At 45.2% G+C, this 25,717-nt stretch carries 20 protein-coding genes; 10 read left to right on the top strand and 10 right to left on the bottom strand.

Annotation, left to right across the window (positions count from 1 at the left end):
* Positions 1 to 75: 75 nt before the first annotated feature.
* The 3 genes from rarD (AC5EF3_RS02895) to AC5EF3_RS02885 all read right to left on the bottom strand — a co-directional run bounded on the left by rarD (AC5EF3_RS02895) (position 76) and on the right by AC5EF3_RS02885 (position 3,211).
* Positions 76 to 1,047, bottom strand: a complete 972-nt coding sequence (gene rarD, locus AC5EF3_RS02895; RefSeq protein WP_493546956.1) for an EamA family transporter RarD — start codon at positions 1,045 to 1,047, stop codon at positions 76 to 78.
* A 29-nt stretch (positions 1,048 to 1,076) separates the two neighbouring features.
* Entirely contained in the window at positions 1,077 to 1,991 is a 915-nt protein-coding gene (gene rarD / locus AC5EF3_RS02890; RefSeq protein WP_012778124.1) for an EamA family transporter RarD, read from the bottom strand.
* 158 nt (positions 1,992 to 2,149) lie between these two features.
* The gene (locus tag AC5EF3_RS02885) at positions 2,150 to 3,211 is read right to left on the bottom strand and encodes an aspartate-semialdehyde dehydrogenase (protein WP_493546955.1); all 1,062 of its coding nucleotides are present in this window, start codon (positions 3,209 to 3,211) and stop codon (positions 2,150 to 2,152) included.
* A gap of 142 nt (positions 3,212 to 3,353) precedes the next feature.
* Between AC5EF3_RS02885 and AC5EF3_RS02880 the strand changes: the two genes are divergently transcribed.
* Genes AC5EF3_RS02880 through AC5EF3_RS02870 form a run of 3 tightly spaced genes read left to right on the top strand, consistent with a single transcriptional unit; the run spans position 3,354 to position 5,419 of the window.
* Entirely contained in the window at positions 3,354 to 3,731 is a 378-nt protein-coding gene (locus AC5EF3_RS02880; protein WP_012778122.1) for a nuclear transport factor 2 family protein, read from the top strand.
* 21 nt (positions 3,732 to 3,752) lie between these two features.
* Positions 3,753 to 4,679: a class I SAM-dependent methyltransferase gene (locus AC5EF3_RS02875; RefSeq protein ID WP_493546954.1), complete on the top strand. Its 927-nt coding sequence runs from the start codon at positions 3,753 to 3,755 to the stop codon at positions 4,677 to 4,679.
* A complete protein-coding gene (locus AC5EF3_RS02870; protein ID WP_493546953.1) occupies positions 4,676 to 5,419 on the top strand; it encodes a pseudouridine synthase in 744 nt (247 codons plus the stop codon). The genes AC5EF3_RS02875 and AC5EF3_RS02870 overlap by 4 nt, the downstream gene beginning before the upstream one ends.
* Here the strand turns inward: AC5EF3_RS02870 and alaS are convergent.
* The 6 genes from alaS to fliQ all read right to left on the bottom strand — a co-directional run bounded on the left by alaS (position 5,416) and on the right by fliQ (position 14,460).
* Complete coding sequence (gene alaS / locus AC5EF3_RS02865) at positions 5,416 to 8,109, bottom strand: alanine--tRNA ligase (RefSeq protein WP_493546952.1); 2,694 nt, start codon at positions 8,107 to 8,109, stop codon at positions 5,416 to 5,418. The two genes, AC5EF3_RS02870 and alaS, sit on opposite strands and share 4 nt — an antisense overlap.
* 211 nt (positions 8,110 to 8,320) lie before the next feature.
* Complete coding sequence (gene recA, locus AC5EF3_RS02860) at positions 8,321 to 9,415, bottom strand: recombinase RecA (protein WP_012778118.1); 1,095 nt, start codon at positions 9,413 to 9,415, stop codon at positions 8,321 to 8,323.
* Positions 9,416 to 9,645: 230 nt separating this feature from the next.
* Positions 9,646 to 12,264, bottom strand: a complete 2,619-nt coding sequence (locus AC5EF3_RS02855; RefSeq protein WP_012778117.1) for a PAS domain-containing hybrid sensor histidine kinase/response regulator — start codon at positions 12,262 to 12,264, stop codon at positions 9,646 to 9,648.
* 96 nt (positions 12,265 to 12,360) lie between these two features.
* Positions 12,361 to 13,425, bottom strand: coding sequence for a flagellar biosynthesis protein FlhB (flhB, locus tag AC5EF3_RS02850; RefSeq protein WP_493546951.1), 1,065 nt, complete (start codon positions 13,423 to 13,425; stop codon positions 12,361 to 12,363).
* Between the two features lie 10 nt (positions 13,426 to 13,435).
* Positions 13,436 to 14,179, bottom strand: coding sequence for a flagellar biosynthetic protein FliR (gene fliR, locus AC5EF3_RS02845; protein WP_012778115.1), 744 nt, complete (start codon positions 14,177 to 14,179; stop codon positions 13,436 to 13,438).
* A gap of 17 nt (positions 14,180 to 14,196) precedes the next feature.
* Complete coding sequence (gene fliQ / locus AC5EF3_RS02840; RefSeq protein ID WP_012778114.1) at positions 14,197 to 14,460, bottom strand: flagellar biosynthesis protein FliQ; 264 nt, start codon at positions 14,458 to 14,460, stop codon at positions 14,197 to 14,199.
* A 196-nt stretch (positions 14,461 to 14,656) separates the two neighbouring features.
* Between fliQ and AC5EF3_RS02835 the strand changes: the two genes are divergently transcribed.
* The 5 genes from AC5EF3_RS02835 to AC5EF3_RS02815 all read left to right on the top strand — a co-directional run bounded on the left by AC5EF3_RS02835 (position 14,657) and on the right by AC5EF3_RS02815 (position 22,781).
* Positions 14,657 to 16,555: a DUF885 domain-containing protein gene (locus AC5EF3_RS02835; RefSeq protein ID WP_493546950.1), complete on the top strand. Its 1,899-nt coding sequence runs from the start codon at positions 14,657 to 14,659 to the stop codon at positions 16,553 to 16,555.
* Positions 16,556 to 16,801: 246 nt separating this feature from the next.
* Positions 16,802 to 19,426: a hypothetical protein gene (locus AC5EF3_RS02830; protein WP_493546949.1), complete on the top strand. Its 2,625-nt coding sequence runs from the start codon at positions 16,802 to 16,804 to the stop codon at positions 19,424 to 19,426.
* Between the two features lie 145 nt (positions 19,427 to 19,571).
* Positions 19,572 to 20,432, top strand: a complete 861-nt coding sequence (locus tag AC5EF3_RS02825; protein ID WP_012778111.1) for a TerC family protein — start codon at positions 19,572 to 19,574, stop codon at positions 20,430 to 20,432.
* A 193-nt stretch (positions 20,433 to 20,625) separates the two neighbouring features.
* Positions 20,626 to 20,919 (top strand): hypothetical protein, encoded by a 294-nt coding sequence (locus AC5EF3_RS02820; RefSeq protein WP_149037344.1) that lies wholly within the window; start codon positions 20,626 to 20,628, stop codon positions 20,917 to 20,919.
* Positions 20,920 to 21,050: 131 nt separating this feature from the next.
* Positions 21,051 to 22,781 carry an acyl-CoA dehydrogenase family protein gene (locus AC5EF3_RS02815; RefSeq protein WP_493546948.1) on the top strand — a complete coding sequence of 577 codons (1,731 nt, stop codon included), beginning with the start codon at positions 21,051 to 21,053 and terminating at the stop codon, positions 22,779 to 22,781.
* A gap of 26 nt (positions 22,782 to 22,807) precedes the next feature.
* Here the strand turns inward: AC5EF3_RS02815 and AC5EF3_RS02810 are convergent, their stop codons facing one another.
* Entirely contained in the window at positions 22,808 to 24,541 is a 1,734-nt protein-coding gene (locus AC5EF3_RS02810) for a PQQ-dependent sugar dehydrogenase (RefSeq protein ID WP_493546947.1), read from the bottom strand.
* A 296-nt stretch (positions 24,542 to 24,837) separates the two neighbouring features.
* Here AC5EF3_RS02810 and AC5EF3_RS02805 point away from each other — a divergent pair, with 296 nt between their 5' ends.
* Together AC5EF3_RS02805 and AC5EF3_RS02800 are read left to right on the top strand one after the other, a co-directional pair.
* The gene (locus tag AC5EF3_RS02805) at positions 24,838 to 25,041 is read left to right on the top strand and encodes a twin transmembrane helix small protein (RefSeq protein WP_012778107.1); all 204 of its coding nucleotides are present in this window, start codon (positions 24,838 to 24,840) and stop codon (positions 25,039 to 25,041) included.
* A 59-nt stretch (positions 25,042 to 25,100) separates the two neighbouring features.
* The gene (locus tag AC5EF3_RS02800) at positions 25,101 to 25,691 is read left to right on the top strand and encodes a cob(I)yrinic acid a,c-diamide adenosyltransferase (protein WP_012778106.1); all 591 of its coding nucleotides are present in this window, start codon (positions 25,101 to 25,103) and stop codon (positions 25,689 to 25,691) included.
* Positions 25,692 to 25,717 lie beyond the last annotated feature (26 nt).

The raw sequence follows: 25,717 nt of genomic DNA, 5'->3' as shown, positions 1-25,717 counted from the left end.
TTTCCAACTCCCCAACAGCGCGAAAACTGGCACGGGACTTGAAACCTATAAAGGGAATTCGCTCCGCAGCGAACTTCATGGTAACTCTTTGTCCCCCGTCCCTCCTTGCATAGCGAGGCACGGGGGATTTTTTTTGCTTTTAATGCGGATTTTTTTCACCTGTCGATTTTGCCTCAATGCCGCGCCAGCATACAATGCAACACCTATCCAAATAAAAATAAAAGTGGCCGCATAGGATATTGAGAAATGCTCTCCCAATAACAATCCGACCAAAAATTGAATCGAAGGTGCAATATATTGCATGACTGCCAAACTCGATAATCGTAACCGCGTGGCTGCCATTGTGAAGAGTATTAATGGCCCTGCTGTCACTACTCCTGACAGCGAAATAAGAGCGGAATCACGAACCGTATCTGCGATTAATGGCGCTCCGTGTATCCAAGAATAAATCAGAAATGCCATCGCAAACGGAAAAAGCACCAATACCTCGAGCAAAAATCCGACTCGGCCATCCACAACAATTTTCTTGCGAATGGCCCCATAGGAGCCAAACAACAAACAAAGAGAAAGCGCGATCCACGGAAGTTTCCCGACAAATATCGCCTGATTCAGCACACCAAGTGTTGTGAAAAAGATAGCTATAAATTGCAAAACCGAAAAGCGTTCTTTAAAAAACACTGCCGCCAAGGAAAAGCTAAAAAGCGGTGTTATAAAAGCTCCAAGACTAGCTTCTAGCACATGGCCATTTTGCGCTGCCCAAATAAAAATCAACCAGTTTAATCCCATTAACCCAGCAGAAAGACACAACCATGCCAACTGCTTGGGCGCACGAAACACAGCGCGAAATTCTGAGCTCCTGTGTCCAAACCACACGAGTGCTATACCCGCAGGTAGAGACCAGACAATGCGCTCCGCCAAGACGTGCAAGGCAGGAAGGTTTTCAAGGATTTTAAAATATAGAGGCAAAAACCCCCATAATAAAAATGCGCCCAACGCACATATTAGACCAGCCTGAACAGGGGTATTTCCATCTTGAAATTTTCGCATCAAACCCTCTATTCGAAAAAATATTAAGTCTATGTCGGTTTGGTGGCCAATAATTTTTTAGCACGACGTTCATTTTGTAAGGCACCAAAAGAAAACAAAATCACGCCTAACCATATGAAACCAAAAGTAATTGCATGTTCAGGTGTAAAGGCCTCACCAAGATAGATACCCACACAAAACTGAATTGTCGGACCGATATATTGCATCATGGCCAGTGAAGATAAACGAAGCCGTTTTGCCGCTAAACCAAACATTATTAAAGGAGCTGCAGTGACCACACCAGCAAGCGTTATCAATATGCTGTCGGTGGGATCAGTCGCAAGAAAAGGCCGACCGTTTAACCACCCGTAAGTTAAAAAAGCTAAAGCTATCGGAAGTAAGATAATGACTTCGAACAAAAAACCAGCCCGACTATCAACTTGAACTTTTTTTCGGATGGCACCATACACCCCAAAAGTCACACACAGAGAAATCGCAACCCATGGAAATTGCCCCACGACAAGTGCTTGGTTCAATACACCCGCCGCTGCCAACAAGATTGCGATGATCTGAAATTTAGTGAAGCGTTCTCCAAAAAAGATGGCGGCCAAACCAAAGCTGAAAAGCGGGTTGATAAAATATCCCAAACTTCCCTCAAGTACACGTCCGTTTTGAACAGCCCAGATATAGATCAGCCAATTTGCTCCCATAAGAATCCCAGAAAGCGTGAGCCAGAACAAATTTTTCTTATTCTTGAAAGCTGCATAAATGACATCAAATTTACCCGCAAAAAACACAAGCAAAATGCCAGTAGGGACTGACCATAAAATCCGATGGCTCAACATTTCCAGAGCAGGAACTTTTTCCAGAATTTTAAAATAAAGCGGCAGCCCTCCCCAAAGAAAATAGCAGCCGAGGGCATATAAAAATCCATTGTCAGATAATTGTGCGGGTTTCGTGTTCATCTTCTTTCCCCATATCCATAGAGGAGCACATATGCCCCTAGCCGCAATTCGACCAGTTGCGTACTGGTAATGTTGATTATTCATCCGGGTGATTAAATACAAAAAGGCCGGACATTTCTGCCCGGCCTTTCAAACCATTCTGCAATGATTAAATCGGTTTAAGCAGTTATCTCGTCATTGAGAGCGCCAGGCTTCAAGCTGTCTGGTTTCAATGCGCCGCGCTCAATCAGCAATTCCGCGATCTGAACAGCATTCAGTGCAGCACCTTTGCGTAAATTGTCAGAAACACACCAAAAAGCCAGTCCATTTTCAACGGTCACATCTTCACGGATACGAGAAATGAATGTTGCCCATTCACCCACACATTCCACAGGTGTGATGTAACCATCATCTTCTGGGCTATCTACAACAACGATACCGTCAGCTTCTTTCAAAATAGCACGTGCTTTTTTTGCAGATAACGGCTTGGATGTCTCAATGTTCACAGCTTCAGCGTGACCGACAAACGTTGGCACCCGTACACAAGTTGCTGTGAGTTTGATTTTTGAATCAAGAATTTTCTTAGTTTCAGAAGACATTTTCCACTCTTCTTTCGTGAAACCATCTTCCATAAACACATCAATATGCGGAATCACGTTAAACGCGATTTGCTTTGTGTATTGGTCAGGTGTCGGCGCATCATTGACATAAATCCCTTTGGTTTGGTTCCAAAGTTCATCCATACCAGCTTTACCAGAACCAGAAACTGATTGGTAAGTTGATACCACAACACGCTCAATACCAGCAGCATCGTGCAATGGCTTTAAAGCCACAACCAGTTGCGCTGTTGAACAGTTCGGGTTCGCGATAATATTTCTTTTTGTATAACCCTCAATTGCATCAGCATTCACTTCAGGAACGATCAAAGGCACATCTGGGTCCATGCGGAAATGTGATGAATTATCCACCACAATACAGCCAGCCTTAGCAATCTTAGGTGCCCACTCTTTGGCGACAGATCCACCAGCGGACATCAGACACAAATCAAACTGAGACCAGTCAACTTGTTCAATATCCACACATTTGAGAATCTTATCGCCATAGCTTACTTCAGAACCTTTAGAACGACGCGATGCAACAGCAGTAACGCTGTCCGCAGGAAATTTGCGTTCATCAAGGATATTCATCATTTCGCGACCGACATTGCCGGTTGCGCCTAAAACGGCGACACGAAGAGCCATGGGGGTCTCCAATAGACTACTATAATTGTAACAGAGGAGGCGATCTAGCGCACTTTTAGCATATATGCAAAGGTTGATGTATTATATATGAAGAAGATATACGCTGTGATATAAAATGAACACAGTTTTTTCAGGAGTTAAGATGACTAACATAGCAGACCTAGTTGAACGTTACGTCACATTAAGCAACCAAGACGACATTGACGGCGTACTAGCCTGCTGCTCAGACAATGTTTTGTTTGAAACGGTTATGAACCCTCGTGGCTCTATGAGATTACAAGGAAAAACTCAACTACGCGAAGTGCTCTCTGGCACAATGGCAGCCTTTAAAGATCGTTCCCATCGTTTAGCTTCTATAATTGTGCAAGGTGACCGCGTTGCGGCCGAAACAGTCTTTACCGGCACCGCACTTGCTGAACTTGGCGACGGCGTCAAACCCGGCGATCAAGTTGCTATTCGTGGCGCAACTATTTTTGAAATCGAAAACAATCTTATCGCACGTATTTGCGACTACTCTTAAATAACTGAATTTATACAGTATATGACAAACAGCACTTCCAAACTATCCGGCGTTTACGGAACACCGGACAAAGAACTTGTTTTAATTCCTGACGGCGCAAAACAATGCTCACCGCTTATTCCAGAAAGCGCTGATATAGCCGAAAGTCCTGATGCTGCTCTTGATTATTTCGCCATAGCTGCGCCAGCAGGCACACAGGAAAGACGCTTCGTACTTGCTCACGCCCTACGTGCTCTAAAACCAAGCGGTGAAATTTCCGTCATTGCGGGCAAGAAAAAAGGCGGGCAGCGTCTCAAAGCCGATCTGGAATTGCTTGGGTGCACAAATATTCGTTTAGATTCTAAAAAACACCAGAAAATCGCTTCATGCGCGCCGCCTGCTGATCTCTCTCAGGTTCACAAAGCAATTGAAGAAAATGGCCCCCAACTTGATGAAGAACTCGGCCTATGGAGCCAACCAGGCATTTTTTCATGGAATCGCCCTGACCCCGGCTCGCTGTTATTGATGGAACATTTGCCTGAATTATCCGGTCGCGGTGCTGACCTTGGGTGCGGTCTTGGCCTGCTTTCTCACCATGTCCTGCTATCCGAGGCAGTTAAATCACTTCTCCTGATTGACATTGATCGCCGCGCCATTGAAATGGCACACCGTAATGTGTCTGATGAACGTATCTCATTCCTATGGCAAGATGCGCGCAAAGGCCCCAAAGACATTACCGACCTCGATTTCATTGTTATGAACCCACCATTCCACGATGCTGGTGAGGAAGATCATGGCTTGGGAAAAGCTTTTATGGCACGCGCCAGCTCAATGCTTCGCAAGGGCGGCATTTGCTGGCTCGTGGCGAACCGCCATTTGCCCTATGAACGCGCCATCAATGAACACTTCAAATCCTTCACTCCCAAAGCAGACTCACATGGCTTTAAGGTAATCGAGGCCATTAAATGAGCGGAAATGCCAAGCCGGTAAGGCTCGACAAGCTTCTCTCAAATATGGGCTATGGCACGCGCAAAGAAATAGATGCTTTAGCGCGATATCAACGCATTTTATTGGGCGATAAAGGTTTTAAAAGCGGTAGTGATAAAGTCACACCAAACGAAGATCTGCAAAACAGACTAACGATTGACGACAAACCTGTTGACCCGCTTCCCGGATTTGCCGTGATGCTCAACAAACCTGCTGGTGTCACATGCAGTCGCAAAGATAGTGGCACATTGATAACTGAACTTTTTCCATCAAGATGGGATAAACGCGACCCGCTACTTTCACCAATTGGCAGATTAGATAAGGAAACGTCCGGTCTTTTATTGCTAACAGATGACGGACAACTCAATCACCGCGTCTCATCCCCCAAAACTCAAACCCCAAAACGCTATCACGTCATTCTTGATCGAGATTTAAATGGCGATGAAGATTCTATTTTTGCTGCCGGCGAATTAATGTTGGAAAGTGAAACCAAGCCGCTTTTGCCTGCAGAACTAAATGCGCTTGGTAAACGCGAAGCCATATTGACGCTACATGAGGGCAGATATCACCAAGTACGCCGCATGTTTGCTGCGGTTGGAAACCACGTAAATGCCCTCCACCGCGAGAGCATTGGCGCACTAACACTTCCAGAAGATTTACAACCGGGCCAATGGCGCATCATGTCTGAAACAGACATTAGCGCCATTTTCAATACCGACTAACTTTTAAGAAACGCGCGGACTGCCTCAACAGCATCATTTGCTTTTGAACCATCAGGACCACCTGCTTGCGCCATGTCAGGGCGACCACCACCGCCTTTACCGCCAACAGCTGCCGCAGCGACTTTCACAAGATCAACAGCACTGATCTTGTCTTTCAAATCATCTGTTACACCTGTTGCAACAGCAGCTTTGCCGTCATTAACTGCCACAAAGACAGTTACACCTGATCCAAGCTGTTTCTTGGCATCATCAATCAAACCACGCAAATCTTTGGCCGGCACACCATCAGCCACACGCGCCAAAAGTTTGATACCATTGATCTCTTCTGGACCAGCAGCCGCTCCGCCAGCACTCGCTCCCATGGCAAGCTTCTTTTTCGCGTCAGAAAGCTCATTTTCTAGGGCTCGCTTTTGATCTTGCAAAGCCGCGACCCGCTCAGGCGCTTTTTCAATTGTTGACTTCAATTGATCCGCAATCGACCGCGCAATTGCAACCTTACTTTTTAGATACTCAAGCGCAGCAGCACCAGTCACCGCTTCAATACGGCGCACACCCGCAGAAACACCTGACTCACTCGTAATTGCAAACACAGCAATGTCACCCGTACGTCTTACGTGAATTCCGCCGCAAAGCTCGACAGAATAGGCTTTATCGCCACCTTCAAGCGCCTCACCCATAGCCAACACACGGACACTGTCCCCATATTTTTCACCAAAAAGCGCCATTGCACCCGCTTCAATCGCCGCATCTGGAGCCATTTCTTTTGTGGACACTTCGCTATTTTGACGAATAACAGCGTTCACTTCTGCTTCAATTTTATCTAGCTCAACTTGGGAGAGCGTCCCTGAATGCGCAAAGTCAAAACGCAATTTATCTTCTTCAACAAGCGACCCTTTTTGGGTTACATGATCACCAAGATTATTACGCAATGCCGCATGTAAAATGTGCGTAGCTGAGTGATTCGAACGTATATTTGAACGCCGCACGCTATCAACCTCTAACAAGGCTTTCACACCTGCTTTGATATCGCCCGTTACCATCTCACCAATGTGAGAAAATACATCGCCTGCGCGCTTTTGTGTATCAAGCACACGGAAAACAGCCCCACCAGCAAAACGCACTTCACCACGGTCGCCAGCCTGACCACCAGATTCGCCATAAAATGGTGTTTTATCAAAAACAAGCTCTGCTTTCTGGCCTTCATTCGCTGTTGTCGCCAATTCACCATCAATGATGATTGATTTTAATTCAGCTTCAGAGGCTTCTTCACTATACCCTATAAATTCGGTTGCTCCGTGTGCATCCCGCGTCTGGAACCAGACTTTAACAGCATCACCTTCAGCAGCGCCCTGCCAGCTGGCTTGTGAACTTTCTCGTTGAACTTTCATTGCTTTTTCAAAGCCAACTTCATCAACTTCGATGCCTTTAGCCCGCAAAACATCTTGCGTCAGATCAACTGGAAAACCAAAAGTATCATAAAGTTTGAAGGCCGTTTCTCCGGGAAGTACATCTCCCTTCCCCATAGAAGAGGTTGCATCTTCAAGGAGAGCAAGTCCACGCCCTAAAGTGCGTTGGAAGCGTCCCTCTTCTTGTTCAAGCGTACTCACGATAGAGGCTTGCGCACGACCAAGTTCAGGAAAGGCCACTCCCATTTCTGCAACAAGCGCCGGCACAAGTTTGTGCATTTGTGGTTCTTTAGATCCAAGCAAATGACCATGACGCATGGCACGGCGCATAATACGGCGCAATACATACCCACGCCCTTCATTTGAAGGCGTCACACCGTCTGCAATCAAAAATGCTGAAGAACGCAAATGATCGGAAATAACACGTAGCGAACCCAAAGTTTTTTCAGACTGCTTGAGACCGTAAACATCTTCTTCAGCTGCAATCAAATTTTGAAATAAATCAATTTCATAATTATTGTGCACACCTTGCAAAACGGCAGCTATCCGCTCTAACCCCATCCCAGTATCAATAGATGGCTTTGGCAAACTTACGCGTGATCCATCTTTAGATTGATCAAATTGCATAAACACGAGATTCCAAATTTCAATGAAACGGTCACCATCTTCTTCGGGCGATCCAGGAGGGCCACCCCAAACATCTGGACCATGATCGTAAAAAATCTCAGAACAAGGTCCGCAAGGGCCAGTATCACCCATGGACCAGAAGTTATCTGAGGTAGAGATCCGAATTATCTTATCATCAGAAAGGCCAGCAATTTTTTTCCAAAGCATTGCCGCTTCATCGTCTTCAGAGAAAACTGTGACCACGAGCTTGTCGACGGGAAGGCCGAATACTTTCGTAACAACATTCCAAGCATGAACAATCGCTTGCTCTTTAAAATAATCTCCAAAAGAGAAATTTCCAAGCATCTCAAAGAAAGTATGGTGGCGCGCTGTATATCCCACATTATCTAGATCATTATGCTTACCACCTGCACGCACACATTTTTGCGATGACGTCGCCTTCAAGAATGCCGGTGTTTCAGCACCCGTAAACAAGTTTTTAAACGGAACCATGCCGGCATTGACGAACAAGAGAGTTGAATCACCACCTTGAGGCACCAAAGGCGCAGACTGAACGACTTCATGCCCATTGGAATTAAAATACTCTAAAAACTGAGACCGCACACCGTTTACGCTATTGGACGGATTGGCTTTAAAGCTTGCGGTAGTATCAGACATATAGAGCATTCCTATTTCGTGCGTGGGCACTCCGCTATCAATGTTCAGAAATGACTAGAGTCAGTCATGAGCTTTCAGAGAGCGGAGCAAATCAATTCCATACCGCGATATATAGTGCTGATATCATTTGGCCAAGTGATTTGGCCAAATGACGCTTAATCTAATTGATAAAACCACGTATTTCGACGCGGTTTTATCAATTCAGCTTGCTCTATTCGTTTACTGCTACGTCAGGATCTTCTTCATCTGTAATATTTGCTTGGCCTGCTGCTAACATTTCTTCAGAAATCAAACCTGCATCAGCTCTGATTTTTTCTTCAATTTCAGCAGCAATTGATGGGTTTGCTTTCAAGAAAGTACGTGCGTTTTCACGACCCTGACCAATGCGTTCTGATCCGTATGAATACCAAGACCCTGCTTTATCAACAACGCCGGCCTTCACGCCAAGATCAATCAACTCACCTGTTTTAGATATACCCTCACCATAGATGATATCAAACTCAACCTGACGGAATGGAGGTGCGACTTTATTCTTAACGACTTTGACACGCGTCTGGTTACCAATAACTTCATCGCGATCTTTCAAAGCACCAATACGGCGAATATCCAGACGCACTGAAGAATAAAATTTCAGCGCATTTCCGCCTGTTGTTGTTTCAGGGGACCCAAACATCACACCAATCTTCATACGGATTTGGTTGATAAAAATGACCATACATTTAGATTTGGAAATAGATCCAGTCAGTTTACGCAAAGCTTGGCTCATCAAACGTGCCTGAAGCCCTGGAAGACTATCCCCCATTTCACCTTCTAGCTCTGCACGTGGTGTCAAAGCTGCCACGGAGTCAATCACAAGCACATCCACAGCACCAGAGCGCACGAGTGTGTCAGCAATTTCTAAAGATTGCTCCCCCGTATCTGGCTGAGACACAAGAAGATCACCAAGATCTACACCCAGCTTACCTGCATAAATAGGGTCAAGCGCATGCTCTGCATCAACAAAAGCAGCCACGCCACCATTTTTCTGAGCTTCCGCGATACAATGTAGCGCCAATGTTGTTTTACCGGAACTTTCAGGTCCGTAAATTTCAATAATGCGCCCTTTAGGCAGACCACCTATGCCTAGTGCAATATCCAAGCTGAGAGAACCAGTTGATACCGCCTCAACATCCATTGATGCGTTATCGCCCAACCGCATGATGGAGCCTTTACCGAAATTACGTTCGATCTGACCAAGAGCCGTTTCGAGGGCTTTTTGCTTATCCATTCCGTTATTTTCCACAACTTGCAAAGACGCACGCGCCATATTTGATTCTCCATCATATGTTGCACACTGCCAGTGACTATTCAACGGCTTTGCACAACGGTTTCCATCGCCTGTTGGATAAGTTTGTACCACAAATGTTCCAAAAGAACAAATAGAGAATGTGATTTTGTTCTCGTTTTATTTCCACACACAAAATATGGGCTAAAAAGAAAATCCACCACCTAGATATAAGTGATGGATTGGGTTTTTCTTATAATATCGAGCAGGGCTTATGCAGCCTCAACGATATTAAGTTCGTCTTTCACGCGTTCCGCTAGCTGACGCAATGTGAACGGTTTAGGCAAGAATGATATCTCACGTTCCTCATCTAGCGTTTTGGCCAAATCACGTTCTGCATATCCAGATATGAACATCACACGAGCACCTGTAAGATATTGCTTGGCCTCTTTAAGCAATGCCGGCCCATCCATTCCCGGAAGCACCACATCTGAAATCAACAGGTCGATCTGACCCGCATTTTCCTTAATGAGCTCAAGCGCCTCTTCTCCATCTGCCGCCTCGATGACCTGATAGCCGAATGTTGAAAGCAAGTGAGATGCAAGTCCGCGAACAGAATCCTCATCTTCAACAAGCATGATACGACCGCGCCCCGCTAAATCTTTCGGGCGGTTTTTCTCGGCAATTTCATTCACCTGCGCCGCTGTTTCGGCTTCACTTGCCGCACGTTCAGCTGCTTTATCAGCTGCTGCTTTTTCTTCAGGGCGCGCTACATAGGCTGGCATAAAGATCTTAAACGTTGTTCCGCGTCCAACTTTTGAAACAGGGTAAACATATCCACCAGACTGTTTCACAATCCCGTAAACAGAGGCAAGACCAAGACCTGTTCCTTCACCTTGTTTTTTCGTTGTAAAGAAAGGTTGGAAGATTTCTTCAACAAGCTCCGGAGGAATACCAGTCCCATTATCTATGACTTCTATAAGAAGATAATCACCTTCTTGAACATGATTGAAGCCATCTTTCCGGGCCATAGCCGCATCTGCGCGCGATGTTTTGACAATTAGTTCACCACTACCATTTTTCTCCAGCATCGCATCACGTGCATTCGTACAAAGATTTGTCAGCGCTGTTTCAAGCTGTCCACGATCCGCGCGGATTTGCGGAAGGTCACGCCCATGCACAATGTCAAGTTTAATCCGCTCGTCGATAATCTGACGTAGCAATACATAATAGCTCGATAGCATTTCTGATGGATCAAGCACTTCCTGACGGAATGTCTGTTTGCGTGACCACGCCAGCAACATGGAGATCATCTCCGCACCACGCGCCGCAAGCTCATACATTTGCTTCAAGTCAAAGAAGGATGGATCGCCCGGCGGGTGACGAATAAGAAGTTTATCTGTGTTGAGCATAATACCTTGAAGAAGGTTATTAAAGTCGTGTGCGATACCACCAGCCAATTGGCCAATCGCCTGCATCTTCTCACCTTGCGCAAGACGCAGTTCAAGCGTCTTCTTCTCAGTGGTATCAATAACATATGCCGCCGCTGGGCGTCCGCGCCGATCAAGCGCAATAAAGACATCCACAGTCTTGGCATCTTTTGGGTCTTTAACAGTATCTGATGCAAGCTTAAGCTCAACAGCACCGTCGAGCGCCTTGGCTAGCATTGAAGCTAAACCTTCTTCTCCATCTTCTGCGATGAACAGATCGGCAAATCTCGCTCCCGGTTGCGCCCGCGCCTCTGTCATGTCGCGCAAAGCACGATTTAGGTCCATCATGACAGCAGTTTCGACACCGTCACCCTCAAGCCGCACAACACCAAATGGTGCGTCAGTAAACATTGTGTCGTCACTAACTTGACCGGGGGACACTAACCCATGTGCTTTATCTTCTTTTTCCTGTTGGGGTGGATTTTCAGCACGATATCCCAAATGCACAACAGAACGAGAAAGCGCATCTGGCCCTTTGCCAGTCCACGATGTCGTCAACAAAGCAGGAAGCTCGACACCATTTCGCGAACGAAGCACAACATCAGCACGTTGACTCGCGCCGCCGCGTGTTTCTTTACGCATCAATTTCAACCCTTCAGGACGCATCAAATCATCCATACGAAGGCCGCCGAGTTCATCAGGCAAGCTCAACATTTTACGCAAACTTGCATTCACATAAACCACTCGCCCATCCCTACGCGCCGAGAAGAACCCAACAGGCGCATCTTCAACATACAAAGCGCGCGGATCAACAGCAGAATTATCAACCCCTCCACCATCGGTTTTACGCAAACGCCAAAGTGCGCGTGTTGCTCCAACCGGAGATACATTCGCTGTAAACTGGACAGGTGAATCACTATCACCAAACATCAAAGCCGGAAGTGTTTCTTCGCGTGCACCACCTGCTTTAATTGCCTTTGCCAAACGGAAAATCGGGGCCGCCAAACCCGGATTTGCTCCAAACAAACGATCAACAGTTGGAATCGGGCCGCTTTCGCCCATTTCGTGAGCTTCTTCCGCCAATTTACGATAAGCGCTATTGGCAGTTACAACAGCACCGCCGCGCTCGGTTACCAATGCCGGCTCGCTCAAACTTTCAAGCCAAGCAAAACCTTTAACGGCTTTTTGCGCCGCCTCTTCCGCAGCGCCGCGTTCAGGAAATACACCTAGCTTTCGTCCCGCACCGCGCGTCACCCACAGAAGCAGCACCATCGCCAAACTACCGAGCGCGATCAGAAGCACTATCGATGCAAAGCCAATTTCTTCCCCCCACATAAGCGCAACACCCGCCGCCGCCCCTGCAACAGCAACACTCAGCCAGAAAAAAGTCTGAAGAAAATCAATCTTCTTTTTTTCTGTGTACGGTTCATTGGTCATTTGAGTATCGTTAAAATCTGACATGGCGGCTCGATTCATTGTTCAACGTGACATTACGGTCATGCATTAAGCGTGTACTTAGGTAGTATATAAGGCATTTCTGCGTGCGGTTAACCATAATTATTTCTTTTTACCAGTTCTCATAACGAAACTGATCACTTTTGCCACCGCTTCGAAGTGTTCTCTGGGGACAACGTGTTCTAATTCAGCTGTTGCAAAGAGCGCTCTCGCTAAAGGCGGGCTTTCCACAAGCGGCACATCTGATTCTTTTGCAATTTCGCGAATACGTAACGCTACTTCATCAACACCTTTAGCCACACATATAGGTGCAGCATCGACTTCTGGATCAAATTTCAATGCAATCGAATAATGGGTTGGGTTTGTAACCACAACAGTCGCTTCGGGAACCGCCGCCATCATTCGTCCTTGTGACCGTTGACGACGCAAAGCAGCCAATTTTGCTTTGACCATCGGGTCACCATCGCTTTGTTTGTTTTCCTGCTTGATATCTTCGCGCGACATCCGCATTTTTTTTGCGTGGCTTTGTTTTTGAAAAACGTAATCTATGGCGGCAATAAAACCAACCACAATAAGCGCAGCTAAAAACAAACGACTAGCTTTATCTTGAATCATCAGAGGCAAAGCCGAGATATCCATCTCACCAACTTTGATCAACTCATGGCGACTTGGCCATACCGCAAAAGCAACTGCCACAGTTGCCGCGATCAGTTTCAAAATAGCCTTAAAAAGGTTCATCCACCCCTGAGGCCCAAACATCCGCTTCAGACCACCTATTGGAGACAATTTACTTAGCTTCGGCTTCATTTTTTCTGCGGTCCATAAAGGCATATGTTGAACCACATGCCCTGATATCGCGAAAACAATGATAATGGAAAAAACAATGGCCATCGGCCCCAATAATTCACCCAATATAGCGGTCATCAACCGCTGAGCACCGCCGCCCGAAAGCTGAAAATCATGCGGATGGTCAAGCAACATTGTGAGCGGACCACCTATGCTACTCGCTAAAGGCTGAGCACCCGCTATTAGAGCTGCACCTGCTAGAAGTATAAACCAGACGGGTACGTCCTGACTTTTAGCGATATCACCTTTTTTACGTGCATCATCGAGACGTTTCTGGGTTGGTTCTTCGGTTTTCTGCGAATCATCTTGGTCTTCAGCCATTCATCCCTCCCTAAAATGGCCCTTCCAGACGCGCATAGCGGCCCAAGGCATCTAACCAAACAAGTAACCCACCTCCCAAAATAAAAGTCATAATACTCAAACCAAGCATGACCTGAATTGGCATAGCTATAAAGAACACTTGCACTTGAGGGATAAGCCGCGCGACCAAACCAATTGAGAGATTAAAAACCAAAGCTACAACGAGGATGGGGGCAGCAATCTGCAACCCCAGTTTAAATGCTGACGACATTGCTCCTAATTCCCATTGAGCAGCATCTCCAATTGGTAAAGGCTCTCCGGGTTTGAATAATTGATAACTATCAACAGCAGCTTGAAGCATATCTCTGTGAATGCCTGCGATCATAATGAGCACAATCGCTGTCATGGACATGAACACCCCAATAATTGCGCTCGAGGACCCAATTGTCGGATCAAATTGGGTTGCCATCGCTAAACCAGACGAGATACCGATAATTTGTCCACCAACTTGCAAAGCGCTCATCAAAATTCGTGCGCCTGCCCCCATCATGATCCCAATAAGAATCTCACTGATAATTAACAAAGCACTTTGACTAACCAATTCAGGAACAGGCGGCATCTGATCTATTAAATTGGGTACAAGGGCCATTGTTGCCAGCAATGCGGCAGACAAACGGAACTGCGCTGGGACAGAACTTTCACCCCAACCAGGAGCCAGCATCAAAACACTTCCAATCCGACAGAAAAGAAGAGAACCAGCCCATGCATATGGCATCAGCGCTTCCATTCAATTCAATACCCCGCAATTCTAGCAAATATTGAATCGGAAAAACCGGCCAAAGTTGCACCCATCATAGGCAAAAAAAGCAATAAAGTCAGAAATATAGCTAAAATTTTAGGCACAAAAACAAGTGTCATTTCTTGAACTTGTGTCAACGCTTGCATAAGCGCAATGACAACACCAACGACCAAACCAGCCACCATGACAGGAGTCGCCATAGCCACGGTCGCCCATAGCGCATCTCTCCCCAAATCAAGTACCTCAGCGCCCGTCATTTTTATGCCCTAGCTTACCAATCCAATCGCCCCACGGTCACAAAGCATTACAAATAAAGAAACCTTGAACCCTTGGGAAAAATTAAACACGTTTTGTTAACTCTTGGTTCAAAAAGGTTAATAAAGTCCTGCGATTGACGAATACGTTACAGTAGGCATTGTATGTCTGCACAAATATTCTGGAGTCCTGATCAATATGCGCAATACCGTTTCCATTTTTGCACTTTTATTTGCCGCAGCCTGCGTGAGTAATACCGAAACAGCAGAAACTCCCCCAAGCACAATATCTCCAGCCGGCATTAAAAAATCCGCAGCTTCTGCGCATGTGAAAGAAGAGGCTCTAACTTCAACCGAAGAAATCATGGACTTTGCCTCCGAAGCCGAAAAGCTAAATGCATTTTTTCAAGAACAATTTGATGCTCGGGTTTCCAGATCCCCAATGTTTCAAACCAGCTTGGGAATGAAAACCAACTATGACAAATGGGACGACACATCTGACGCAGCCAAAATTGCTGAATATAAATTAGAGCAAGCAGCTGTTGGTCTCATGGAAAATCTCGTTGATTACGACAAACTTCCGTCCAACGCTCAACTATCATACCGTTTGTTCAAATTGCGTGCAAAACAACAAGCCGATATGTTCCCATATCGCAATCATGGATATGTTTTTGATCAAATGTACGGCCAACAAAGCCGCATCCCTGCTTTCCTCATAAACCAGCACCGTGTGACCTCAGTTGAAGATGCCAAAGCTTATATTGGACGTCTAAACGGAATAAGAAATTATCTCAATGGCCATCTTTCAAACGCACAAAGCCGCGCGAAAGATGGAATCCGCCCTCCCAAATTTGTCTATGAATATGTGCTTTCAGATATCAAAAATGTCTTGACTGGTGCTCCATTTACTCAAGGAGAGGACAGTCCTCTATTTGAAGATTTCAAAACAAAAATAAATGCACTTGATATTTCCGGTGACGAAAAGCTAACGCTCATCATGGAGGCAAATGCCGCATTATTAACAAATGTGCAGCCAGCCTATGAGGAAGTGGAGGCATGGGTAAAGGAAGACATAAATAACGCAGACACTGATGATGGTGCTTGGAAACTTCCTGACGGAGCCGATTATTATAAAAAACGCCTCGCATTAATGACCACAACAGACATGGATGCCAATGAAATCCATGAGTTGGGGCTGTCTGAAGTCGATCGTATTCATAATGAAATGAAAACGATTATGGCGAAGGTCGGGTTTGAAGGCGACCTTTCTGAGTTCTTCGAATTTATGCGCTTTGACCCACAATTTTACTACAGTGAAGACGAAGCTGGACGTAGCCGCTATCTGGCAGAAGCCACCGAACTCATTGACGTGATGAAAAAAGCACTCCCCTCTGCTTTCAATACATTTCCTAAGGCTGATTTGATCGTAAAACGCGTTGAACCATTCCGCGAAAAAAGCGCCGGAAAAGCTTTCTACCAACGTCCTGCTCCAGACGGTTCACGTCCGGGGACATATTATGCCAATTTGTACAAAATGAGCAGCATGCCAACCTACCAAATGGAAGCTCTTGCTTATCATGAAGGCATTCCGGGGCATCACATGCAATTGGCGATTGCTCAAGAGCTTAAAGACGTACCAAAATTTCGAAAATATGGGCGCTATACTGCTTATACTGAAGGATGGGGGCTCTACACCGAATACCTGCCTAAGGAAATGGGTTTCTACCGAGATCCATATTCAGATTTTGGACGCTTGGCCATGGAATTATGGCGTGCAGCACGTCTAGTCGTCGATACAGGGTTACATGAGAAAAAATGGACTCGTGAGCAAGCGACACAATATCTGATGACCAATACACCCAACCCTGAAGGTGATTGTATCAAAGCAATCGACCGATATATCGTCATGCCAGGGCAAGCGACCGCTTATAAAATTGGTATGCTCAAAATACTGGAGCTACGCGAGAAAGCAAAATCTGAACTTGGTGAACAATTCAGCCTAGCAGATTTCCATGATATCCTTCTGGCAAGCGGTCCAATCCCTCTTAGTGAATTGGAAATCGCGATTAACCAGTGGATAAAGATGGACGCAAGCTAGGAATTTTGTGTACGCAATAGTTCAAAAGCACCCCAATCGCAGGCTTCACTGTCAAATTATGTGAAAGAAAGCTGGGCTTTCTAGTGAAAGACTGTGTTTAAATGCTGCTTTGCCTTTGAACTATTGCAAGAATTAGGTATTGAATTAACCAACCGTTTATCTTTCTAGGTGTGAGCAGTATAATAGCCGGAAGGCGAGATATCGGGTGTGAAGTAGTGTAAATGATTACAAGGACGCAGATTCAAAATGATTAGAGCGCTGCAACTGCTATCGGGCCTTCTTTTGGCAATTGGTGGAGGCTGGTTCATTTGGTTACGAAAGGATTCGCCGGGCGGCGTCTTCAATGTCACCGACACTGAAACGCTATGGTTAGTTGCTGTCGGCCTTGTCCTCACATTGCTAGGGCTTGTTCTCTTCCTAATGGGGTTATCTCCTCGCGCCAAAATTGAGCAAATTAACTGGCGTTATCCTGAACCTGCTCCTGAAATTGATTTATCCGGTCCTGCTTTTGCGGATCAAGACACTCAAAATGAACCACATCCACATGAACGCCCAAGCTGGTTACAAGAAGCCGCCGAAGACCTCGACAGACCTCGCGCAACTGAACAAGACAATGCAAACTCAACAGATAGCATAATTGGGGCCACAGCGCTTGGTGTCGCCGGAGGAGTTGCGGCCAATACTCTACGTTCCAAGGAAGATGAACAAGAAGATTATTCCGAAGGCCCAGCCTACCCAAGAGATGAATTACCTTTTGAACGCCCTAGATTTGGCGCGAGCGACCTTGAAGACACGTCTGATATAAAGCTTGTCGAAGAACCTATGGATTTTCACAATACATCAGGACAAAGTCCTGATTCAGAAGATACATCTTCGAGCACAACATTCGATACGCCCAGCAATGTCTCGCAAGAGGAACAGGTCATTGAAGAGTTTGCCTCGGAAATGGACGCCGAATTCAACGATGACGATATCGAAACGCTTGCACTAGAAGCTGCAAATGCTGCGATGGACGAAGCCGATACCGATGCAGACACCATCATCGAAGAAAATGAAAATCACTCTTCTGATGAAGACGAAGCAGAAGTTATCGACGAAGATGATGCTTTTGAAAAGCAACTCGGCGCGTTAACAGCAAAAGCAGTCGCATCAACTGGCGGAAGCGCAGCTATATTCGCGTTAAACGAAAAACCTGAACATGAGACTGAGCCAGTCGAAATAGAGGGATTCGAGACTGATTTTGATCTAGATGTAGATGAAAAAGAACCAGACGTAGAACACGAAAACCTTGATATCGAAACTCTAGAAACAAGAGCAGACGAATTAGGATCAAACTCACCTATTTCCGACCTTGAACCGATTGAACATCTAGATCTGGAGTCAATTAAAGAACTTGAACCAGTCACTATCACTGATGACGCAGAGATTAGCGAAGAACCACTAGATATTGTTGAAGAATCAGCCCTAGAATCAGATGTGATTGAAGAATTAGAACCAGTTGAAACATTGGATGAAGTTGAATTAGATATCGAGGATCAATCTACTGAAACGACGACATCAGAAGACCTCTCCGAGAATGACGAAATAAGTGCAACTATTGAAGAGTTTAACTCAGAAATAGAAGCACTAAGCCCAACTCAAGATTTAGCGTCATTTACAGCGGATGATTTGCCCGAACTTGATACGGCTGAAATAGATGCATTTGAACTTGAATCTGAACTTCCCGACATAGAGGTAAGTGAAGTTGAGCCATTGTCCATAACGGAGGCTCAAGCGAACGAAGAGGGCATCAATTCAGAAGAAGAGACAATATCTGAAGTTTCTTTGGAAGAAGCAGATGAGACACCTCTGGAAGCTAGCTTCGAAGATGAAGAAGCACTAGAAACTGAAACACTTGAAGAGCCTTTGGAAATAGCTGACGTTGAGCTACCAGAACTCGAAGAGGAAGCTGAACTCGACGTTTCCGGCCTAAATGAGGATGAACCTCTATTAGAGAATTCAACCCCGGAAAACTCAGACGAAGATCTAGATACTTTAAATCTGTCCGAAACCTCTTTGGAGGGGGAAACAGATGCGTCACCATTGGAAGATGTGGAACTAGAAGAGTTATCAGATATTGAAGAACTCGATGCCAATATTGATGAACAGACGGAACTAGAAACTGACGAAGTATCGGACATTTCTGATGTATCAGATCTAAATGTTTTAGAAGAAATTGAGCTAGAAGAACTGCCAGAAGAAGCATCAGAAGACGAAGCGACAATTCAAAACATAGATATAAAAGACGTTGATATTGAAGAGCCTGATGACTTACCTGAAGACGACTTACCAGAAATAGAAGACGTTGAAGCACTTGACAAATTGGAAACCATAGATTCTCTGGCGGAGCTAGAAATCATGGAAGACAGTGAAACAGCCCCTGAGCTTGCCGCATCTTCCAGCAAACCCATGGACATTCAAACTCTCGCTGAAACAACTATGTCTGGTCCCCATCACGAAATGAGTGACGAAGACCATACATCGTCAGAATTACCACCCCCTGCCCCTATTTCAGATTCTAGCGTTGATTTTGAATCCGGCACCTACCCAAGACTTCAACCAATTAGAGATGCATTAGATTCTGGACAACTCGAAAATGCTGACACTCTACTTGCCGATATTCGTAGAAGCTTGGTGCAAGAGGGAGACGAAAACACACCTGAACTCGCCGAGCTGACTGCCCTCGCTGGCGATCACGCCGCAGCATCTGGTCGCCCAGGTGGGGCAAAATGGTTATGGCGACTTGCTTTGCAACGTTTTGGTGAAGCAGATGCAATTGAATCGGCCGCTGCCAAGGCAGTTTCAGAAAGACTACGCCAATTTGAACATTAAACTATGGTTTCCAGCCTTAAATCATCACCCATAAAATTCAGCGAACACGCTGATCACCTTCACAAATCAGTATTGGTGCGTTTAAGCTCCGATAACATCGATTTATGCGACATTAACTAAATACTCCTGCGGAGATGACACCAGAATGGCCGAATTATTATCAGTCTCAGGCTTTTTCACCCTATTAATGCTATTGGCCCTACAAGTCGTACTCGGGTTTGATAACTTGTTATACATCTCCATTGAATCCAAACGTGTGGGCGAAGAAAAAGCCTCGATGGTTCGGAAATGGGGAATAGGTTTGGCAATGCTGTTTCGTATTGTTCTTCTTATTGTGATCGTTTCACTATTTAGTGCGCTTGAAGCACCTTTGTTTCACATTCCCTTTGAAGGCATCATAGAAGGCCATTTCAACCTACAAGCTCTTGTCACACTCGCTGGGGGCGGTTTCATCATCTACACAGCCATCAAAGAAATTTCTCACCTTATGGTCGTTGATCATATTGAGAGTTCCGAAGGCGAAAAGAAAAAATCAGTCACTCAGGCGATCTCAATGATCGTTGCCATGAATCTTGTTTTTTCTTTTGATTCTATTCTTTCCGCTATGGCAATCGCCAATACAAAGACAGCCGATGGAACAACAGAATACCAAGTTGTCATCATGGCGATCGCGATTATCGCTTCTGGTATTTTGATGATAGTCATGGCTGATTATGTAGCCGATTTCTTGAAGAAAAATAGAATGTATGAGGTGTTAGGTCTGTTCATCCTATTCCTCGTAGGTGTACTTCTTGTGTCAGAAGGGGGGCATCTCGCACACTTATCTTTCTTCGGATACGAAATTGAAGCCCTTTCAAAATCAACTTTCTACCTCGTTATTGGTGTGCTTGTTATCACCGATATTATTCAAACAAGTTATCAAAAACGTCTCTGGGCAATGCGAGAAAAGGAATTGTTAGGTGAAAACCCTGCTGATATTGTAGATGCTCCTCATCATGAAGTGTAGAAGCCACCTCCCCTCTCTTTTTAAAAGATAAAAAGGCTTAGTTTCCTACTTTTGTCTTTCCCAATATTATGAAACGCTCAGTTAACTTAGTCGTGTTATTGAATTAACTGAGTAATTTTGGGAAATGAACATCCAAGACCGAGGGGCGCAATCTATAATTGCAAACTACCGATCGTTTTTGAGGGGAATCATCGTGAAGAAATATCTATTGGGGGCAGTTATCTGCATAGCTACAGCTTTGACTAGCGCATGCAATAGTGGGTATGAATCTCCTACTAATTCAAAAGTAAAAGCAGCTATATCTGAATGGTCGGACGGCGCACCACTTGAATCTATAAATGATTTGAGTTGCCAAGATCTTGGACGCGGAAAATTCTACTGCTCATTTGAGGTAACTTACATCGGTGCCAAACCTGAACAGATGGAGAAATGCTTTTTCTCATCAGCTTCGGAACTTACGATCCGCCCAAATTCAAGCTGCTACTAACACTAAAAGCAGGCGTTTAGTTCGCCGAAACAGCGCCTAAGCTTATTTTGTAATCCTCCTCTCCTAAAGGTAGGGGCGACAAATCATTTATTTCTGCTATATTGCACTGCAGCATAATAGGGAAATAAGTGATGACAGCGAATACAACATCTTCACAGAATACAGAAAATACAGATAAAACAGCACTTAGCCGAGACAAACTTCCTAAGTTGTTTGCTGACGCAGCAAAAGCTGCCAACATTTTTTACACCTGTGCTCTTAATTCTGTTGTGCCAAAGATAGCACCTGACGGAAAAATCAACCGCTCACTCATGGATGCAGAACAGCGCTCTACACACGGCCTAGGGTGGATGTGTGCTTATGCTGAAACATTGACCCAAACATCAAATTGGGCAAACCGCTTATCTGAAGCAGGAGAATTTGGTGAGGCTGACGCCCTGCTAAGCCAGATTTTATTTTCAGAATATCTCAAACAATTATCCAGCGGTATTCCAATGACGCAGTGCGAAATGGCGCGCCCGTCTGATCTGGGTATTTCTCAAAACACTATCGCAAATTTCGTGACAACCTCGGCAGTTGAGACATTGATACAACTTGGCGACACGCCAACAATAAGACTGCGCGCTGCCGAATGTATTAAAAATGCTAAGGGCCAAGCTACAGTTGAAAATTCCGGTCTTGATGAAACCATGTCTATGGTGCGTGATCAATTTCGAAAATTTGCAGACGAAAAAGTCGTCCCCTATGCTCATGAATGGCACTTGAAAGACGAACTCATTCCCATGAGTGTTGTCAATGAAATGTCAGAATTGGGTGTTTTTGGACTAACCATTCCTGAAGAATTTGGCGGTTTTGGCATGGGCAAACTCGCCATGTGTGTCGTGTCTGAAGAATTATCACGCGGCTATATTGGCGTAGGCTCCCTTGGAACTCGCTCCGAAATTGCAGCCGAACTCATTCTCAATGGCGGCACCCAAGCTCAAAAAGAAGCATTTCTGCCTAAAATAGCATCCGGTGAAATACTGCCAACTGCAGTGTTCACAGAACCAAATACAGGCTCTGATTTAGGTGCCCTTCGAACTCGAGCCACGCTTAATGGTGAATATTGGAATATCACTGGCAATAAAACTTGGATAACCCATGCTTCAAGATCAGACTTGATGACCGTCATGGCACGTACAAAACCAGACACGACCGACTTTAGAGGTCTATCCATGTTCCTCGCCGAAAAACCTCGCGGCTCAGAAGACACCCCCTTTCCTGCAGATGGTATGATAGGTGGTGAAATCGAAGTTCTCGGATATCGCGGGATGAAAGAATACGAATTAGGTTTTGATGGTTTTGAGGTCCCTAAAGAAAACCTTCTTGGCGGTGAAGCAGGCGATGGCATGGGATTTAAATACCTGATGGCCACGTTTGAAGGTGCACGCATTCAAACCGCTGCTCGTGCCATCGGTACTGCTCAAGCTGCTTTAGAACTTGGCTTGCAATACGCGCTAGATCGGCAACAATTTGGCGGCCCAATATTTAATTTTCCTCGCGTTCAAGACAAGCTTGTCATGATGGCAGCAGAACTCGTCGGTGTACGCCAGCTCACCTATTACTCTGCGAAACAAAAAGACAGTGGCAAGCGCTGTGACCTGGAAGCAGGCATGGCCAAACTCATTGGGGCCCGCGTCGCATGGGCAGCAGCCGACAATGCTCTTCAAATTCATGGCGGCAACGGATTTGCCTTGGAATATGCCATTAGCCGAGTCTTATGCGATGCACGTATTCTCAACATTTTCGAAGGTGCCGGCGAAGTCCAAGCAATGGTGATTGCCCGACGTTCGATAGAAGAATACCTCAAAGCCAAGACATAAAGCCCTGACTTTGAGATCATCGCTGGTTATTCTAATTCAGCAAGATATTCGACTAGCGCTTTGCGTTCGTACTTATCCATTCCAACTCCCGGCATGGATGTACCTTCGGCAAAAGCATTTGGATCAGCTAGGAATGCATTCAATTTGGAGGCATTCCATTTCCCAGATGCATTTGCCAACGCATCTGTATAGGGAAAGCCTTCTTGGCCTCCAATTTTACGGCCAACAATACCTTTTAACCCTGGTCCGACTTTGCTTGATTCATCGACTTCATGACAACTCGCACATTTCCCAGTGAAAAGCATTTGTCCCCAACTGAACTCTCGTTCAAAATCAGCAGCCTTTTGTTCAAGGGGCAAAATTGAGTCATAGCCTGAAATTGAAAGGGCTTTTGTAGAGTTTTCATTGCCCTTAACAGTCCGAATAAAAATCACTGAATTTCGGCCAGTCAATAAAGCTAACCATCCATTCTCCAGCATGAAGCCATCCCTCATACGTCGATCCGTTGCGATAGGCTCGGCATAAACGATACGCCCATCATCTGGTCGCAAGCGGAAAATTGTCTTTTCCTTCAAAGATAGGACTAGAATATCACCATCCCAAAGTTTAAAACCTTTTGCATTCTCAACTGGAATTATATTCGACACAGCAACTGAAGGCACAAAAGAAAATGCGGGTTTGGTATAGCCCTCATGACGTCCTTGCTCAGGATTAAGTTCAAAGGGCTTGCGCGGTCCGCCATAGTCAAATCCGTACGATACATTCGGCCAACCGTAATTAGCATCTTGCGTTACTAAATTAACTTCGTCGCCGCCTTGCGCGCCATGTTCAGCCTCCCACAAACGTCCAGATGCATCAAAGACAAGTCCTTGGGGATTTCTAAATCCAGTGGCGTAAATACTTGTTTCTTTCGTTGTGAGATTGATATTGATAATTTTCCCTAGGTCATTTCCAGAATCCGCTTGAACAGCATCCCATTCGCCTTCAAAATTACCTAATGCATAAGTCCCAACAGAAACGAGCATCTGATCATCACCCAAAAGCGTCATTCGACCGCCGGACATATGACCCGAAAATTTCCACTCTCGCTCTTCCATGTTCAAACAAGCATTGAGCTTGGAAACTTCGTCCCACTCTCCAGATACAAACTCAATTCCATTCGACGTGTTTTCAATTTCTATGCGACTGACATAGAGACATATATTCATGTCATCTGGAGTAAAGCGGTGATGCGAGGCATATAAATAGGCGCGCTGTGTGTTAGGAATTGGCGCAATTAGAATATCCGCGACACGATACCAATTTTGATTAAATGCAGACTGTTCTGAAAAATAGTCTCGGCGCACTTCATCATAGTCCATAGGCACTCGAATATCTGAATATTCTATCGAGCTCTCCGCCATATCCAGAAAGCCAATCAGGCCATTTGCAGCCGCATAAACGAGCGAATTTCCAAAATAATCTATACCTCCACCAGTCGCGCTTCCGTCAACTTCTCCCAAGCTAACTTCTGTTTTCTCTAAGGTCAGGTAAGCTGTTTCAAATTGCGTCCATTCAGACACAACATTATTTCCGCGCACAACTGGCTTGGCGCGAACTTCACTGATTTTATTTTGAATTTTTTGCGAAATATTGAAAGGAACAAATGCCATGGCGAAAAATGCGCCAACCAAAACAGCTCCCGCTAAAACGATAGCAGCGATCGCCGACCATTGCCATTTAGAAATTTTCTTTCGTGATAACAGTGGGTTATTAGACAATTTTAAATCCTCACACATTAAATAACATCAAGTAACCGAGCACCAGTACATTAAATTGTTTAAAAAAAGCGACATCAACACACCCAAAACCCTGCATTCATATTTCATACCACTTTTACCATGAAGGATTGGCATTGCTCCATTCTTAGCCTCACGGTAATTTCTTCAAACTAGCCGAAACACTATGGAAGAAAATGTACACTTCATTCACGCGTGAAAATTGATATGATTTATTATTCTTACAACGCTCAAAATGCGGGTCGCCAGAGTGAAATAAGTAAGTTAGACTGGCACGCATGAATACTCCACTCAGCATTTTGCTATATGTCGCAATGGCGGCCGTGTTTATTATCCTTGTTTTGGGGCTAATAAACCTATTTTCAAAATCAGACAAACAACCTTCGCGTTCTAATAAATTGATGCGGCTACGCGTTCTTGCTCAGTTTATCGCTATTCTTATATTGATCGCGATAGGCTTTTCTTCCGGTGCAATTGGATGAACCCAAGTCCAGAGAATGCGCATTCTCAAAGCAGGAAATGAAACTTAAAGGCGCTTAATATGGTCAAACTCAACAAGATATATACGCGTACCGGTGATGACGGCACCACAGGTTTAGCAACAGGGCAACGCGTTCGCAAATATGACATAAGGGTGCAAGCCTATGGTGCGACGGATGAAGCCAATAGTGCAATTGGTATTGCTAGATTGCACATTGGTCAGCACTCAAAGCTAGCGACTGCTCTTGAGCGTATTCAAAATGATATGTTTGATTTAGGTGCAGATCTCGCAACACCTGAACCTGATCCACAACAAGACAAACCTTTAGAATGGGAACCGTTGCGTATAGTGGAATCTCAAGTAAAATGGCTGGAAGCTGAAATCGACAGAATGAACACGGATATCCCGCCATTGGATAGTTTTGTGTTGCCTGCAGGTACGCCTTTGGCGACCTATCTACATATGGCAAGAACAATTACCCGACGTGCAGAAACACTCATCGCCAAGTTAAATGACACCGAAGGTGAAATTGTTTCCCCTCCAGCCCTTGCCTACATAAATAGATTATCGGATTTTTTATTCGTTGCAGCTCGGTACGCAAATGGAAACGGGAAACAAGATGTAAAATGGATTCCCGGTGCAAATCGATAGTCTCTAAACTGCCCTTAAGTGATCTT

Source organism: Hirschia sp., from assembly GCF_058892565.1.
This window is presented reverse-complemented; position numbering and strand designations above follow the sequence as displayed.

Coding starts and splice junctions, on each gene's coding strand:
- rarD (WP_493546956.1), bottom strand. CDS start 1,047: ATGCGAAAATTTCAAGATGGAAATACCCCTGTTCAGGCTGGTCTAATA.
- rarD (WP_012778124.1), bottom strand. CDS start 1,991: ATGAACACGAAACCCGCACAATTATCTGACAATGGATTTTTATATGCC.
- AC5EF3_RS02885 (WP_493546955.1), bottom strand. CDS start 3,211: ATGGCTCTTCGTGTCGCCGTTTTAGGCGCAACCGGCAATGTCGGTCGC.
- AC5EF3_RS02880 (WP_012778122.1), top strand. CDS start 3,354: ATGACTAACATAGCAGACCTAGTTGAACGTTACGTCACATTAAGCAAC.
- AC5EF3_RS02875 (WP_493546954.1), top strand. CDS start 3,753: ATGACAAACAGCACTTCCAAACTATCCGGCGTTTACGGAACACCGGAC.
- AC5EF3_RS02870 (WP_493546953.1), top strand. CDS start 4,676: ATGAGCGGAAATGCCAAGCCGGTAAGGCTCGACAAGCTTCTCTCAAAT.
- alaS (WP_493546952.1), bottom strand. CDS start 8,109: ATGTCTGATACTACCGCAAGCTTTAAAGCCAATCCGTCCAATAGCGTA.
- recA (WP_012778118.1), bottom strand. CDS start 9,415: ATGGCGCGTGCGTCTTTGCAAGTTGTGGAAAATAACGGAATGGATAAG.
- AC5EF3_RS02855 (WP_012778117.1), bottom strand. CDS start 12,264: ATGTCAGATTTTAACGATACTCAAATGACCAATGAACCGTACACAGAA.
- flhB (WP_493546951.1), bottom strand. CDS start 13,425: ATGGCTGAAGACCAAGATGATTCGCAGAAAACCGAAGAACCAACCCAG.
- fliR (WP_012778115.1), bottom strand. CDS start 14,179: ATGCCATATGCATGGGCTGGTTCTCTTCTTTTCTGTCGGATTGGAAGT.
- fliQ (WP_012778114.1), bottom strand. CDS start 14,460: ATGACGGGCGCTGAGGTACTTGATTTGGGGAGAGATGCGCTATGGGCG.
- AC5EF3_RS02835 (WP_493546950.1), top strand. CDS start 14,657: ATGCGCAATACCGTTTCCATTTTTGCACTTTTATTTGCCGCAGCCTGC.
- AC5EF3_RS02830 (WP_493546949.1), top strand. CDS start 16,802: ATGATTAGAGCGCTGCAACTGCTATCGGGCCTTCTTTTGGCAATTGGT.
- AC5EF3_RS02825 (WP_012778111.1), top strand. CDS start 19,572: ATGGCCGAATTATTATCAGTCTCAGGCTTTTTCACCCTATTAATGCTA.
- AC5EF3_RS02815 (WP_493546948.1), top strand. CDS start 21,051: ATGACAGCGAATACAACATCTTCACAGAATACAGAAAATACAGATAAA.
- AC5EF3_RS02805 (WP_012778107.1), top strand. CDS start 24,838: ATGAATACTCCACTCAGCATTTTGCTATATGTCGCAATGGCGGCCGTG.
- AC5EF3_RS02800 (WP_012778106.1), top strand. CDS start 25,101: ATGGTCAAACTCAACAAGATATATACGCGTACCGGTGATGACGGCACC.